Origin of the sequence: Pseudoalteromonas sp. A3 (genome assembly GCF_025942345.1) — a bacterium.
Taxonomy (GTDB): Bacteria; Pseudomonadota; Gammaproteobacteria; order Enterobacterales; family Alteromonadaceae; genus Pseudoalteromonas; species Pseudoalteromonas atlantica.
Genome location: NZ_JAPCKL010000003.1, coordinates 15,021 through 29,759, shown reverse-complemented (window position 1 = coordinate 29,759; position 14,739 = coordinate 15,021). Strand labels below are relative to the sequence as shown.

Sequence of the window (14,739 nt, the reverse complement as noted above, 5' to 3'; positions counted from 1 at the left end):
TTATAGATGGCTGGTTATTTCTCAGTTTTATTGGTGTTATTAACGTTAGGCTCAGGTTTAATATGGTTAATTGACCACCTAATGTATGCGCCAAAAAGGCAAGAGCGTTTGGCGCTTGCCCAAACATCTGCCGGTGGCCAGCTTGATGAAGAAACAGCGGCGTTAATTGCACCTGAGCCGGCAATTACAGAAACTGCAAAATCGATTTTTCCGATGATTGCAGCTATTACTATTTTTAGGTCGTTTATTTTTGAGCCTTTTCAAATACCGTCAGGTTCAATGATGCCAACCCTGTTGGTGGGCGACTTTATTTTAGTACAAAAGTACTCGTACGGGATTAAAGACCCAGTATGGCGTAGCCAGCTTGTAGATGTAGGCGAGCCTGAACGCGGCGATATTGTTGTTTTTAAATACCCGTTAGATGAGCGAGTAGATTATATAAAACGTGCTATTGGTTTACCGGGCGATAAAATTGTTTATCGTGATAAGCGTTTATATATTCAACCTAATTGTAAAGAAGGCGAGACCCAGCAGGGTGACCTACTTTGTAATGAGTTTAATAAAATTGATTTTAAATTAATTAACGATAATGAGTTTAAACAAGGCCAAATGTCGCTTGCCCGAGTAAATGAAGATTTAACGACACTCAAGCACGACATTTTAATCAACCCACGCGCTCCTGAACGTAAAGGGCGTTACTATCAGCAACCAGGGACTCCTTCGGATGAATGGACTGTACCAGCTGATCATTATTTTATGATGGGTGATAACCGCGACAACAGCCAAGATAGTCGCTTTTGGGGCTTTGTACCAAAAGAAAACTTGGTGGGTAAAGCTGTCTTTATATGGATGAGTTTTGAATTTGAGAATGGCCCAGATGATGTTTTACCAGGATGGGTTCCAACTGGTGTTCGTTTTGAACGCCTAGGTAATATTCAGTAACAATGAAAAAAAATGTAACAGAATTATATAAACGAATTGGCTACGAATTTGCTGATCAAGGTTTACTTGAACAGGCAATGACGCACCGCAGTCATAAAGGTCAACACAACGAACGCTTAGAGTTTTTAGGCGATTCAATTTTGAGCTTTGTTATTGCCAATGCTTTGTACGACAAATTTCCAAAAGCGCGTGAAGGCGATTTAAGCCGTATGCGCTCTACGCTTGTGCGTGGCCAAACACTTGCTGAATTTGGGCTAGAGTTTGGTTTAGGTGACTACTTGCGCCTTGGGCCGGGTGAGTTAAAAAGCGGTGGTTTTCGTCGTGAATCAACATTAGCTGATGCTGTAGAAGCCATTATAGGGGCTGTGTTTTTAGACTCAAACATAGACCGCTGTGGCGAGCTGATTTTAGCGTGGTACGAATCTCGACTTGATGCTATTTCACCAGGGCTTAATCAAAAAGATCCTAAGACCCTGCTGCAAGAGTATCTACAAGCGCGTAAGTTATCTTTACCGGGCTACACCGTTGTTGATACCAAAGGTCAAGCGCACAATCAAACGTTCACGGTTGAATGTATAGTTGAAGGTATGGATAGCATTATTTCTGTTGGTAGCTCGCGCCGTAAAGCCGAACAAAAAGCTGCCGAAAAAGCATTGAAGATACTAAAAAATGAATCTTGATACCTTAATACAGCCTCATGAAGGTGATATTGATACGTTTTGTGGCATGGTTGCCATTGTTGGCCGCCCTAATGTAGGTAAATCAACATTGCTTAATGAAATCATTGAGCAAAAAGTAAGTATTACCTCGCGCAAGCCACAAACAACTCGCCACCGTATTATGGGTATTCATACAGAAGGGCAACACCAAGCTGTTTATATTGATACGCCGGGCTTACACGTTGAAGAAAAGCGCGCTATTAACCGCTTGATGAACCGTGCTGCATCGAGTTCAATTGGTGATGTCGAGCTTATTATTTTTGTTGTTGAGGGCACTCACTGGAATGCCGATGACGAAATGGTACTTAATAAAGTATCGCAAAGTGGTAAGCCTGTTTTACTTGTTATTAATAAAATAGACCAAGTAAAAGACCGCGATTTAGTATTACCGCATATGAAGATGCTTGGCGACAAATTTGATTTTGTGGGCATAATGCCGGTATCGGCAACACAGGGTAAAAACGTTGATTTAATTAAAGCCGAAGTAACTAAACGCTTACCACCGTGCGAATTTTACTTTCCTGATGACTATGTAACCGACCGCTCAATGCGTTTTATGGCGGCAGAAGTTATTCGTGAAAAGCTAATGCGCTTTATGGGCGAAGAGCTGCCGTATTCTGTTACTGTAGAAATTGAGCAGTTTAAATGGCAAGAAAACGGTGTTTGGCATATCAACGGGTTAATTCTTGTTGAGCGTGAAACCCAAAAACGCATGGTAATAGGTAACAAAGGCGAAAAGCTTAAAGTGATTGGCCGTGAAGCCCGTAAAGACCTTGAAGAAATGCTCGATAACAAAGTGTTTTTAGAGCTTTGGGTTAAAGTTAAATCGGGTTGGGCAGATGATGAACGTGCCTTAAGAAGTTTAGGCTATGGCGAAGATTAACCTGCATTTAACCAAATAATATGGATAGCGACTTCTACACAGCGTACCTATTACATCGGCGTCCTTATAGCGACTCCCAAGTAATGCTCGATATGCTGGTAGAAGGCGTAGGCCAGCTTAGAATGCTAGCCAGAGTGAGTGGTCGCCAGGCCACTAAACACAAAGCACAATTGCAGCCTTTTCAGGCACTGCTTGTTCATTACAGTGGCAAGTACGATTTAAAATACATTAATAAATTTGAGCTACATGGTAATCCTTTATATTTAACAAAGGATAAGCTTTACTGTGGCTTTTATTTAAATGAGCTGACTAACCGCATTGTGCCGGTAAACGAGCCACTTGAACAAGTGTTTGAGCTCTACAAAACTCACCTAGAGAACTTAAATAGCGATGTCGATTTACAATCGGTGCTGCGCTCATACGAATTTCAACTATTAGAGTTGTTGGGTTATGGCGTCGACTTTAGCTTTGATGCCAGTGGTGAGCCAATTGATGAAAGGCAAACGTATAGTTACTTTCCTGAGTTGGGTTTTTTGATGCAACAAGATACGCGCTCAGGTTTTAGAGGCGCGCAGCTCAAAGCGATTGCTAATCATGATTTTAGCCAAAGCGATGTACTCTATATGGCAAAACAATTAAGCCGTTATTTACTAAAACCTTTACTGGGTAATAAACCATTAAAAAGCCGTGAATTATTTATGGCCTCTCAATAAACATATTTTACAGGTAACAAAATGAAAGACATTCTTTTAGGCGTAAACGTTGATCATATTGCAACGCTTCGCCAAGCGCGTGGTACATCATACCCAGACCCAGCACATGCGGCCAGTGTGGCAGAGCACGCCGGTGCAGATGGTATTACTATTCACTTGCGTGAAGACCGTCGCCATATTCAAGACCGCGATGTATACGTAATGGCTAAAACGATTCAAACGCGTATGAATCTTGAAACAGCGGTTACAGATGAAATGATTAACATTGCCCTTGAAGTAAAGCCTGAGTACGTATGTTTAGTACCTGAAAAACGTGAAGAGCTTACGACCGAAGGCGGCCTAGATGTGGCTGGTAACGTAGATAAAATTAAATCGGCCACTAAAACACTGACTGATGCGGGTATTAAAGTGTCATTATTTATTGATGCCGATAAAGCACAGTTAGATGCAGCTAAAGCGTGTGGTGCACCGTATGTAGAAATTCATACCGGCGCGTATGCAGATGCCACTAATGATGAAGATTTACATAAAGAGCTTGAGCACATACGAGAGGGTGTAAAATACGCGGCGAGCTTAGGCTTAATTGTAAATGCAGGGCATGGCCTTCATTATCATAACGTAAAACCTATTGCTGCAATGCCTGAAATTTATGAGCTTAACATTGGCCACGCTATTATTGCGCGCGCAGCTATTGATGGCCTTGAAAAAGCAGTACGCGACATGAAACGTCTTATGATTGAGGCAAGGTTATAAATTTAACCCCATGGTGGCATCATTTCATAGCAATACTTAATTAAGTAAAATGATATTAAAACCTGTTAAAAGCGCATTTACTGCGCTTTTTTATTACGTGTTTTTTAGCGTTGATGCTCAGTAGCACTTGCATCTGCCATGAGGTTTTCCAGCTCATCCTGAAGCTCAAATAGTTCAGGCTCAACGTTATCTAGCACGCAATCACTTTTAAGTGAGGTTTCTATGGTTTCTGCCAGTGATTTAAGCTTAGGCACACCGGTATAACAGCACGCGCCATGGAATTTGTGGATAACACTTAATACCGTTTGGCAATCGTTTTGCTCAATAGCTTCGTTGAGCTGCGAGAGTGTCTCTGGCACACTTTGTAATAGCATATTGAGCATTTCCAGCGCCAGCTCACCTTTGCCCCCTGCACGTTGTAGCGCAAGCGACCAATCTAAGCAGTTACTTTCAAATGGAGCTGGGCTTTGTGACGTTACACTTTTAATTTTGTCGCGGCTTACGGGCGATTGCGGACTATGATCGCAAATAATTTGGCTCAGCATGTCCTCATCAATAGGCTTAGTTAAATAGCCTTTAAAGCCATCTTTTAATAGCTGCTCTTTTTCGCTGTGCAGTGCATGCGCGGTTACCGCAATAATAGGTGTGTCTTCGTTTAAAGAAGACTCCTTAATAAGTTTACACGCGGTAATGCCATCCATAATCGGCATTTGTATGTCCATAAATATAACATCGTATTTATGGCTTTTACTTAAACTGTAGGCTTGTGAGCCATTGTAGGCCGTATCTATAAATTCAACTTGCTCTTTTAACAAGGTGCAAATAAGTTTTAAGTTTGCATCGTTGTCATCTACCACCAGTACTTTTAATGGCAATAATGTTTGATCGCTTGGCTCAATATTTAAGGTTGGATGGTCAAGGCGATAAGGCGCAGCCAGTACTTCACATAATTTACGGTGATTAAGCGGCTTACTTAAGCACGCATCGGCACCGCTACCAATAAACGCTTCGCGCATATTATGCGATACCGTATTGAGCATAAGGTATAAATAATCGCACGACTCGCGAACCATATTCACATAGCTCTTAAGTCGCTGCATATCATCTACCGATGCCATATCACCAATAATACAAATATCGTACTTGAACATTTTATGTTTGATGGCGTCTAAAAACGCTGCTTCATTAAAACAGGCGGTTACAACCGCTTCCCACTCGTTTAATACAGAAAGCACTGAGTGGTGCGTATGCTCGTGTGGCTCTAGGTATAATATGCGTTTACCAATAAGTGATTTAGAAGGTAAGTCGTTACTAAAGGTATGATCAGGCAACCTAAACACACCATTAAAGGTAAAACAGGTGCCGCTTCCCGGGGCTGAATTTAGCGTTATTCGGCCATTCATAGCCTCTACAATATGTTTAGTAATAATGAGACCTAAACCAGTGCCGCCAAATTTTCGGGTGATGGATGAATCTGCTTGGCCAAATGCAGTAAATAACGCATCTTGCTTATCCATTGGAATACCCACACCGGTATCGGTTACTGATACTAAAATAGAGGCGCGGTCTTCATCTAATAAGCGGTAGCTTATATCAACTTTTATAGAGCCTTTTTCAGTAAACTTAATGGCATTACTTAACAAGTTAATGAGTACTTGTTTAAGGCGAGTGGGGTCACCGGTTAAATCATCAGGCACTTGTGGGTTGATATAAATAGATAGCTCAAGTTGTTTTTCATGCGCCGAGGGAGCTAATAATGTCATAACATCGTTTACGCTATCGCGCAGTTGAAACTGGATTGATTCAAGCTCCATTGCGCCCGCTTCAAGTTTAGAAAAATCTAAAATATCGCTAATAATCGTCAATAAACTATTGGCAGAAAGCTCTATGGTATCGAGGTAGTCTTTTTGATGTTTATTTAAAGGTGTTTTATACAATTGGCGCGTAAAGCCAATAACCCCATTAAGTGGGGTGCGTAACTCGTGACTCATTTTAGCTAAAAAGTCGGACTTAACGCGGTTAGCATCTTGCGCCTCTTTTTTGGCCATGGTTAGCTGAATATTTGAGGTTTCGTATTGCTCTAGGGTTTCGCGGTAATCACTCGTGGCCTGATCAATATTTTTCTGCATTTCGTCTTTTTGCATAACCATAGTGTGGGCAATGGTATTAAGCCCTTCACGCAAAAGTTCAAATTCGCCCATCATGGTGTCGTTTAAACCCGTGTCTCTTTTACCCTCAACTAGTTTGTCGGTGGCAAGTACTAACTTATTAAGCGGGTTCATAAACATACGGCTAAGCTTAAGCGCTAAAATAGATGCCAATATTATTGAAAATAAAATAACAATGCCGCTAATTAAAACCGCTCGCTGCTGGCCTATAATCGCTTGGTCTTTATTAAGTTGTAAAATAACGGTGCCAAGCGGGGTTTGAAAATCATTAATATCCCATTTTGATACCGGCGCAGAGTGATTAAAAATTGGGGTGTAGAACGTGATTAACTCTTCTGATTTATTAATTTTTGTTGTGTGAAGATTTTCAATTTGTTCTTTTTGAGTTAGTTCATCAAACGAGCGATGATAGTTGCTGGTCATAATAAGCTGATTGCTGGTATCAAAAATAGCAATCGATTTAATGGTTGGGGAGTGCTTATTGTGTGTGTAACTAATCAGACGGTTGAGCAGCTTTTTATTTTTTTCAAGTAAAGGCTGCTCTAAAGCAATTGCTAAGGGTTCAGATATTGAGCTGCCTTGTTGATATAAAATTTCATCAAGCTCAATGTAACGATTTATTGTAAAATAGCCGCCAAGTAACAAACCAATGATCACTGTGGGGATCAAGGTTAAGGTTAAAACAGAATCACGTAAGCCTAATTTGGTCATAATGGAAGCGTTATTATCATTATTAGTATGGATCGAGTATATACGGTTCATCGGCTATTCTCAAAGCATCTGATTTGCTTATACGTAATACAAAATTTAAGGTAATGCCGCATGGCGCAAATTTTTAAAGCAAAGAAAAAACCACTTAAACAGCAAACACTCACACTTAATATTACGGCCATGGATCATCAAGGGCGGGGCGTTGCCAAACACAATAATAAAGTGTGCTTTGTAAGCGGCGCTTTAATGAATGAAAAAGTAACGGCAACCCTAATAGAAGATAAAGCCAAATACAGTAGTGCAAAGCTGGTTAAGGTTATTAATCCAAGCGATGCACGCACGCAGCCTTTTTGTCAGCATTATAATCACTGTGGTGGTTGCCAGTTGCAGCACCTAGAAATAAATCAGCAAGTGGCTGAAAAGCAAAATGCAGTGACGCAATTGTTTCAAAAATTTGCCAAATTAAGCGACTTAAATTGGCAAGCGCCTCTTTTAAGTAAGCCCACTCATTACAGACGCAGTGCCCGTATTGCCGTAATGTATGATAAAGCTGCTAAAAAAATGCGAGTTGGGTATCGTGCGCCTAGCTCTAAAAATGTGATTAGTATTGAGCAATGTGATGTGCTTAGTAAGGCATTTACTAACGTATTTAGTATTTTTGAAACGCTTATTAATCAATATAAAGCGCTACACAGTATAAGTCATTTACAGTTATGCCAAAACGAGGCTGGGAACTTTATTGTTATTCGCCATACTAAAGCGATACCAGATGAAGCCAAAAGCTATATACAAGAAGCAGCAAACGCACAGCAATGGTTAATTACTTGGCAAGACAACAGCGATGTTATAGAGCAGACTCATTTGCCTACGCCGTATTATTTTTTAGAAAAGTTTAATTTAAAGTTTGAATTTGGCCTTGGTAATTTTATTCAAGTAAATGATGAAGTTAACCAAGCTATGTTAGCTCAGTCGGTAAATTGGCTTAACTTGCAAGGAAACGAGCAAGTATTGGATTTATTTTGTGGTATTGGTAACTTTTCATTAGTGCTAGCCCAGCATGCTAAATCGGTTATTGGAGTAGAAGGGGTTACATCGGCGGTTGCAATGGCGACACAAAATGCGCAAACTAACTCTATCACTAATGCGCACTTTCATTGTTTTGATTTAACGCAAAAAATTGAAACAGCACAATGGTTTAATAAGGCGCTAGACGTATTAGTATTAGACCCTTCTCGCACAGGTGCTATGGCTGTTTTAGAGCAACTACCTTTAAAGCAGTTTAAAACCATTTTATATGTCTCTTGCGATCCTGTTACTTTAGCCCGTGACAGTGCAATTATTTCGCAAGCAGGCTTTGAAGTTACTAAAATTGGGCTAATGAATATGTTTCCACATACAGGACACATAGAAACAATGGCGTTATTTCAACGGAGGTAAAGCGTTTTATGGTCGCTACACGTCAATCACATCAGCAGGACGACACAGGTGACTTTGCTACTAGCCTAAAACAGTTAGCGTTATCGCAAGAGAAAATAACGCTACTAAACAAAGCGCAAGCATTGTGTGTTACATGTGACAACCAAGCACGGCAAAACACGGCCATAGAAATGGTCGAGATTTTAGCCGAGCTAAATTTAGATGCAGAATCTCTCGCAACCGCGTATCTCACGCATTACTACTTAAATGACTTAGTAGACCTTGAAACCGTAGAAGCACAACTTGGCAAAAATGTAGCCATGCTTTTAACTGGGGTTGCGCAAATGGCTGCTATTAGTACTTTATCGCACCAAGGTAAAGGCACTATGCAGGTAGATAACATTCGTAAAATGTTACTTACCATGGTTGAAGATGTGCGCGCTGTGGTGATTAAACTTGCTGAGCAAGTGTGCCATTTACGCAATGTAAAAAATGGCGATGAAGAAGAGCGTGTTATTGCCGCTAAAGAAACCGCAGATATTTTTGCCCCGTTAGCAAACAGGTTAGGTATAGGCCAGCTTAAGTGGGAACTAGAAGATTTATCGTTTAGGTATTTACACCCCGACACCTATAAAAGCATTGCTAAACAACTTGATGACAAACGCCTTGCCCGTGAAGCCTATATGGAAGATATGGTTGCGCAAGTAAAAGCTCGCTTAAGCGAAGCCGGTATTGAGGCGCAAGTGTATGGCCGCCCTAAGCACATTTACAGCATTTATAAAAAAATGCAGCAAAAAAACTACGAATTTGATCAGCTGTTTGATATTAGAGCAATGCGAATTGTTGTAGAGCGCCTGCAAGATTGTTACGGCGCGCTAGGTATTGTGCACACTAATTGGCGCCACCTTAATAAAGAGTTTGACGACTACGTTGCTACACCTAAACAAAATGGCTATCAATCAATTCATACCGTGGTATTTGGCCCTGAAGGGAAAACCGTTGAAATACAAATACGCACCAGCGAAATGCACCAAGATGCAGAGCTAGGCGTAGCCGCGCACTGGATGTATAAAGAAGGCGCTTTACCTGGGCGTGGCTCAGGCTATGAGCAAAAAATTAGCTGGTTGCGCAAATTACTACAATGGCAAGAAGAAGTGGTTGATGGGGGCGATTTAGCCGAAGAGCTTAAAAACCAAGTTGTAGAAGACCGCGTTTATATATTTACCCCAAGTGGCGATATCATCGATTTACCTGTTGGCGCTACACCGCTTGATTTTGCTTACTACATTCACTCAAATGTAGGGCACCGCTGTATAGGGGCTAAAGTATTTGGCAAAATAGTGCCGTTTACACATCAGCTATCAACGGGCGATCAGGTAGAAATTCTCACGCAAAAGCAGCCTAATCCAAGCCGCGATTGGTTAAATCCATCGCTTGGTTATATTAAATCGTCGCGTGCAAGGGCTAAAATCCATCATTGGTTTAAACAGCTCGACCGGGATAAAAACTTAAGCGCCGGTAAAGAGATTCTTGATAACGAACTGCAAAAGCTAGATTTAACCTACAAAGATTTAGACCCAGCTATTAAGCGCTTTAATTTTAAAGAACTAGATGACTTAATGGTTGCCATAGGTGCCGGCGATGTGCGTTTAAACCAAATGCTTAACTTTGTCAGTGATCGTACTGAAGAAGAACCCGTTATTCGTTTTAAAGCGCCAAGTAAAGTAACTGGCGATAAAAACGGCATTGTGGTGGATGGTGTGGGCAGCTTAATGAGCCACGTTGCTAAGTGTTGTCGCCCAGTACCTGGCGATAAAATAATTGGCTATATTACACAAGGCCGTGGCATTGGGGTACACCGCGAAGATTGCGATTCATTTAACAACTTAAAAGAGCAACACCCAGAGCGTGTTATATCGGTTAGTTGGTCAGATGAAATAAACGGCTCTTATGCGCTAAGTATAAAAATAGAAGCAAGCGATCGCTCAGGTTTAATTCGCGATATTAGCTCTGTACTGGCTAACGAAAAAGTAAATGTGATCAACATGAACGTTAATACTGTTGGGGCCGATCAGTTAGCGGTATTTACTATGCAAATAGAAGTGCATGACCTATCGGGCACAAACCGGGTTTTGTCTAAACTGCATCAAATTGAAGGTGTTCACAGTGCCAAGCGAAACCAATAAAATGGCAAACAGTAACGCCCTTGAGCAACTCCTCGATATTATGGCGTTGCTTCGCGATCCTACCGACGGTTGCCCGTGGGATCGCAAGCAAAATTTTAAATCGATTGTACCGCACACGCTAGAAGAAGCCTTTGAAGTGGCCGACTGCATAGAGTCGGGTAATTTAAACGAGCTTAAAAATGAGCTGGGTGATTTACTGTTTCAAATCGTTTTTTACGCACAACTTGCCAAAGAGCAGGACATGTTTGATTTTAACGACGTGGTTAGTGAGCTAAATAGTAAACTTACCCGCCGTCACCCTCATGTTTTTAACACCAAGCAAGCATTAACCGACGAGCAATTAGCAAAGCAATGGCAAGCAATTAAAGCACAAGAGCGTGCAGCAAAAGTTCAGCCAAGCAAAGCCTCACTTTGGCAAGATATACCCACCAATATGCCAAGCTTAACTAAAGCTAAAAAAATTCAGCAGCGTGTTGCCGCACTTGGTTTTGATTGGCCAAGCTACCACGGGGCACTTGATAAAGTAAGTGAAGAGGTACTTGAAGTAAAAGAAGCGCTTGAGCACGACCCTTCATCCGATCATACAGCAGAAGAAATAGGCGACTTATTATTTGCCACAGTAAATGTGGCTCGCCATGTTAAACGCGACCCAGAGCAACTACTCAGACAAGCCAACGATAAGTTCTCGGCGCGCTTTGAAAAAGTGCAAGGTTATTTAATTGCAAAAGGTAAAAGTTTAGAGCGCGCAACGCTTGAGGAAATGGAAGAAGCATGGGAAGCCATTAAAAAAGCGAAATAAGATTAGCTCAGTACAACCTAATGTTAATCAACGAACATTTTTTGTGCGTCTAAACGCTATTTTTAGCTGGATTGCTCAACGCTGTTTTGGTACAATTTCGCCCCGTCTTGATGATATACCCAGAGTCTCTTTCTCGGGTGTTATATTCCTTTTAATTCCTGATATTCTAGGGTTCGCATGAGTACAAAATTTATCTTCGTTACTGGCGGGGTTGTTTCTTCGTTGGGTAAAGGTATTGCAGCAGCGTCATTGGCAGCTATTTTAGAGGCCCGCGGTTTAGATGTTACCATTTTAAAGCTGGATCCTTACATAAACGTTGACCCAGGCACAATGAGCCCAATTCAACACGGTGAAGTATACGTTACAGAAGACGGCGCCGAAACGGATCTTGATTTAGGTCACTACGAGCGTTTTATTCGCACCAAAATGACCAGCCGCAACAACTTCACACAAGGGCGAGTGTACGAAGATGTACTACGTCGTGAGCGCCGTGGTGAATACTTAGGTGCAACCATTCAGGTTATTCCACACATCACAAATGACATTAAGCAACGTGTATACGACGGTGCTGAAGGTCATGATATTGCGATTGTAGAAATTGGTGGCACAGTAGGTGATATTGAATCACAACCATTTATTGAAGCAATTCGTCAGTTAGGTACGGAAATTGGCCGCGAACGTGCGCTATTTATTCACCTAACGCTAGTGCCATTCTTAGGCCCTGCAGGCGAAGTAAAAACTAAACCAACACAGCACTCGGTTAAAGAGTTACGCTCTGTAGGTATTCAGCCAGATATTCTTATTTGTCGCTCAGACCGTAAATTGCCTAACAACGAACGTGCAAAAATTGCATTGTTCACAAACGTTGAAGAAAAAGCGGTTATTTCGCTTCCTGACGTAGACAGCATTTACAAAATTCCTGCACTATTAAAATCACAAGAGCTAGATAACTTTGTATGTCGTCGTTTCCACCTTGACGCACCAGAAGCTGATTTAGTTGAATGGGAACAAGTACTTTATCAAGAGTCTAACCCGACTGGCGAAGTAACAATTGGTATGGTTGGTAAGTACATTGAACTACCAGATGCATACAAATCAGTTAACGAAGCACTAAAGCATGCAGGTCTTAAAAACCGTTTAACCATTAATATTGAATACGTTGACTCGCAAGACTTAGAAAGCAAAGGGGTAGAACTGCTTTCTCATCTAGACGCTATTTTAGTACCAGGTGGTTTTGGCGGCCGTGGTGTTGAAGGTAAAATTTTAGCAGCTAAGTATGCCCGTGAAAACAAAGTACCTTACCTAGGCATTTGTTTAGGTATGCAAGTAGCACTTATTGAATACGCACGTAATGTTGCAGGTTTAACCGACGCTAACTCAACTGAGTTTAATATTCACTCAAAAGCGCCAGTAGTGGGCTTAATTACAGAGTGGTTAGATGCTGAGGGTAACATTGAGATACGTGATGAAAAATCTGATTTAGGTGGCACCATGCGTTTAGGCGCACAAAAATGTCACTTAACGCCGGGTTCTAAGGTGCACGAAGTGTACGGCAATACAGAAATTATTGAACGTCACCGTCATCGCTACGAAGTAAACAACAACTTTGTAGAGCAATTAGAGCAAGCAGGCTTAAGCTTTACCGGTTTATCAGAAGATAAAAAACTAGTAGAGATCATCGAAAACAAAGATCACCCATGGTTTATTGCCGCGCAATTCCACCCGGAATTTACGTCAACACCACGTGATGGTCACCCGTTATTTGAAGGGTTTGTAGCAGCTGCTCATACTCACCAAAAAACGTCTTCGTAATTAAAAAAAGCCGTGCATATTGCACGGCTTTTTTGTCTAAAGGGCTGACTAAAAGATATAAAACGTAGTAAAGTTAGCTGAACTCACCATTTTGGGAATATAGAGGAATCAAGATGTCAGAAATCGTAAAAGTAATTGGTCGCGAAATTATGGACTCGCGTGGTAACCCTACTGTTGAAGCTGATGTATATTTAGCTGATGGTTCTTGGGGCCGCGCTGCCGCTCCTTCAGGTGCATCAACAGGTACTCGCGAAGCACTAGAGCTACGTGATGGTGACAAAGCCCGTTACTTAGGTAAAGGCGTATTAAACGCAGTTGGTTTTATTAACAACGAAATTGCGGATGCGCTAAAAGGCCAAAATGCATTAGAGCAAAGTGCTGTAGATAAAGTAATGCTAGATTTAGATGGCACCGAAAATAAAGAAAAACTAGGTGCAAATGCTATCTTAGCGGTATCACTAGCAACTGCAAAAGCCGCTGCACAATTTAAAAAAGTTGAGCTTTACGAGCACATCGCAGACTTAAACGGTACACCAGGTGTTTACTCAATGCCGTTACCTATGATGAACATCATCAACGGTGGTGAGCACGCAGATAACTCTGTAGATATTCAAGAATTTATGATCCAACCTGTTGGCGCTGAAAACTTCCGCGAAGGCCTACGTATGGGCGCTGAAGTATTCCACAGCCTTGCTAAAGTATTAAAAGCAGACGGCCACTCTACAGCGGTAGGTGATGAAGGTGGTTTTGCACCAAACCTTGCATCAAACGAAGCGGCACTTGCTGCTATTAAAACAGCTGTAGCAAACGCAGGTTACGAGCTAGGTAAAGATATTACACTGGCTATGGACTGTGCTGCATCTGAGTTTTACGACAAAGAAGCAAACATTTACGATCTGAAAGGTGAAGGCAAAAAATTCACTTCAGAAGAGTTTAACTACTTCTTAAAAGATTTAACTGAGCAATACCCAATTGTATCTATTGAAGATGGCTTAGATGAGTCAGATTGGGATGGCTTTGCACACCAAACTAAATTAATGGGCGATAAAATCCAATTAGTAGGCGATGATTTATTCGTAACTAACACTAAGATTTTAAAACGCGGTATTGATAACGGTATTGCTAACTCAATCCTAATTAAATTTAACCAAATTGGTTCACTAACTGAAACGTTAGCAGCAATCAAAATGGCTAAAGATGCAGGCTTTACAGTTGTTATTTCGCACCGTTCTGGCGAAACAGAAGATGCAACTATTGCTGATTTAGCGGTAGGTACTGCTGCAGGCCAAATTAAAACAGGTTCATTGAGCCGCTCTGACCGTGTTGCTAAGTACAACCAACTTCTTCGCATTGAAGAAGCGCTAGGTTCTAAAGCACCTTACAACGGTCTTAAAGAAGTTAAAGGTCAGTAATTCTATTTTATATAGAATCTTATTTTTAATTTTAGATGATAAAATCCTCGCTAATGCGGGGATTTTTTATGCCTGATAATTTATCAAAGAGATGAGAATGCTTTGTAGGCGTTAAGCTTGCTAACGCGCGCACGCAGTGCGAAAAGAGGGTACAAGAAAAGTGAAAACTCTTTATTTAAACCACAAATTATTTTATTAAAAAATGTGAAATATCTTGTAGGCGTT

Annotated in this window: 11 protein-coding genes; 10 read left to right on the top strand and 1 reads right to left on the bottom strand. The window is 41.2% G+C overall.

Annotation, left to right across the window (positions count from 1 at the left end):
• Positions 1-6 precede the first annotated feature (6 nt).
• Genes lepB through pdxJ form a run of 5 tightly spaced genes read left to right on the top strand, consistent with a single transcriptional unit; the run spans position 7 to position 4,010 of the window.
• Positions 7-942, top strand: coding sequence for a signal peptidase I (gene lepB / locus OIZ54_RS06205; protein ID WP_004586227.1), 936 nt, complete (start codon positions 7-9; stop codon positions 940-942).
• A gap of 2 nt (positions 943-944) precedes the next feature.
• Complete coding sequence (gene rnc, locus OIZ54_RS06200; RefSeq protein WP_004586228.1) at positions 945-1,622, top strand: ribonuclease III; 678 nt, start codon at positions 945-947, stop codon at positions 1,620-1,622.
• Complete coding sequence (gene era, locus OIZ54_RS06195; protein ID WP_004586229.1) at positions 1,612-2,544, top strand: GTPase Era; 933 nt, start codon at positions 1,612-1,614, stop codon at positions 2,542-2,544. Before rnc ends, era begins: the two co-directional genes overlap by 11 nt.
• 20 nt (positions 2,545-2,564) lie before the next feature.
• The gene (gene recO / locus OIZ54_RS06190) at positions 2,565-3,257 is read left to right on the top strand and encodes a DNA repair protein RecO (RefSeq protein WP_264389989.1); all 693 of its coding nucleotides are present in this window, start codon (positions 2,565-2,567) and stop codon (positions 3,255-3,257) included.
• Positions 3,258-3,278: 21 nt separating this feature from the next.
• Positions 3,279-4,010 carry a pyridoxine 5'-phosphate synthase gene (gene pdxJ, locus OIZ54_RS06185; RefSeq protein WP_029771927.1) on the top strand — a complete coding sequence of 244 codons (732 nt, stop codon included), beginning with the start codon at positions 3,279-3,281 and terminating at the stop codon, positions 4,008-4,010.
• Positions 4,011-4,114: 104 nt separating this feature from the next.
• Here pdxJ and barA read toward each other — a convergent pair whose 3' ends face one another.
• Positions 4,115-6,889, bottom strand: a complete 2,775-nt coding sequence (gene barA / locus OIZ54_RS06180) for a two-component sensor histidine kinase BarA (RefSeq protein WP_264389988.1) — start codon at positions 6,887-6,889, stop codon at positions 4,115-4,117.
• A gap of 111 nt (positions 6,890-7,000) precedes the next feature.
• Here barA and rlmD point away from each other — a divergent pair, with 111 nt between their 5' ends.
• The 5 genes from rlmD to eno all read left to right on the top strand — a co-directional run bounded on the left by rlmD (position 7,001) and on the right by eno (position 14,514).
• Positions 7,001-8,326, top strand: coding sequence for a 23S rRNA (uracil(1939)-C(5))-methyltransferase RlmD (rlmD, locus tag OIZ54_RS06175; protein ID WP_264389987.1), 1,326 nt, complete (start codon positions 7,001-7,003; stop codon positions 8,324-8,326).
• Positions 8,327-8,334: 8 nt separating this feature from the next.
• The gene (gene relA / locus OIZ54_RS06170; protein WP_024033076.1) at positions 8,335-10,491 is read left to right on the top strand and encodes a GTP diphosphokinase; all 2,157 of its coding nucleotides are present in this window, start codon (positions 8,335-8,337) and stop codon (positions 10,489-10,491) included.
• Between the two features lies 1 nt (position 10,492).
• The gene (mazG, locus tag OIZ54_RS06165; RefSeq protein WP_264390194.1) at positions 10,493-11,290 is read left to right on the top strand and encodes a nucleoside triphosphate pyrophosphohydrolase; all 798 of its coding nucleotides are present in this window, start codon (positions 10,493-10,495) and stop codon (positions 11,288-11,290) included.
• Between the two features lie 177 nt (positions 11,291-11,467).
• Complete coding sequence (locus tag OIZ54_RS06160) at positions 11,468-13,102, top strand: CTP synthase (RefSeq protein ID WP_004586236.1); 1,635 nt, start codon at positions 11,468-11,470, stop codon at positions 13,100-13,102.
• Positions 13,103-13,215: 113 nt separating this feature from the next.
• Positions 13,216-14,514, top strand: a complete 1,299-nt coding sequence (gene eno, locus OIZ54_RS06155; RefSeq protein ID WP_029771921.1) for a phosphopyruvate hydratase — start codon at positions 13,216-13,218, stop codon at positions 14,512-14,514.
• Positions 14,515-14,739 lie beyond the last annotated feature (225 nt).

Bases quoted from the DNA above. Each gene is read 5' to 3' on its own strand.
- lepB (WP_004586227.1), top strand. From the start codon at position 7: ATGGCTGGTTATTTCTCAGTTTTATTGGTGTTATTAACGTTAGGCTCA.
- rnc (WP_004586228.1), top strand. From the start codon at position 945: ATGAAAAAAAATGTAACAGAATTATATAAACGAATTGGCTACGAATTT.
- era (WP_004586229.1), top strand. From the start codon at position 1,612: ATGAATCTTGATACCTTAATACAGCCTCATGAAGGTGATATTGATACG.
- recO (WP_264389989.1), top strand. From the start codon at position 2,565: ATGGATAGCGACTTCTACACAGCGTACCTATTACATCGGCGTCCTTAT.
- pdxJ (WP_029771927.1), top strand. From the start codon at position 3,279: ATGAAAGACATTCTTTTAGGCGTAAACGTTGATCATATTGCAACGCTT.
- barA (WP_264389988.1), bottom strand. From the start codon at position 6,889: ATGACCAAATTAGGCTTACGTGATTCTGTTTTAACCTTAACCTTGATC.
- rlmD (WP_264389987.1), top strand. From the start codon at position 7,001: ATGGCGCAAATTTTTAAAGCAAAGAAAAAACCACTTAAACAGCAAACA.
- relA (WP_024033076.1), top strand. From the start codon at position 8,335: ATGGTCGCTACACGTCAATCACATCAGCAGGACGACACAGGTGACTTT.
- mazG (WP_264390194.1), top strand. From the start codon at position 10,493: ATGGCAAACAGTAACGCCCTTGAGCAACTCCTCGATATTATGGCGTTG.
- OIZ54_RS06160 (WP_004586236.1), top strand. From the start codon at position 11,468: ATGAGTACAAAATTTATCTTCGTTACTGGCGGGGTTGTTTCTTCGTTG.
- eno (WP_029771921.1), top strand. From the start codon at position 13,216: ATGTCAGAAATCGTAAAAGTAATTGGTCGCGAAATTATGGACTCGCGT.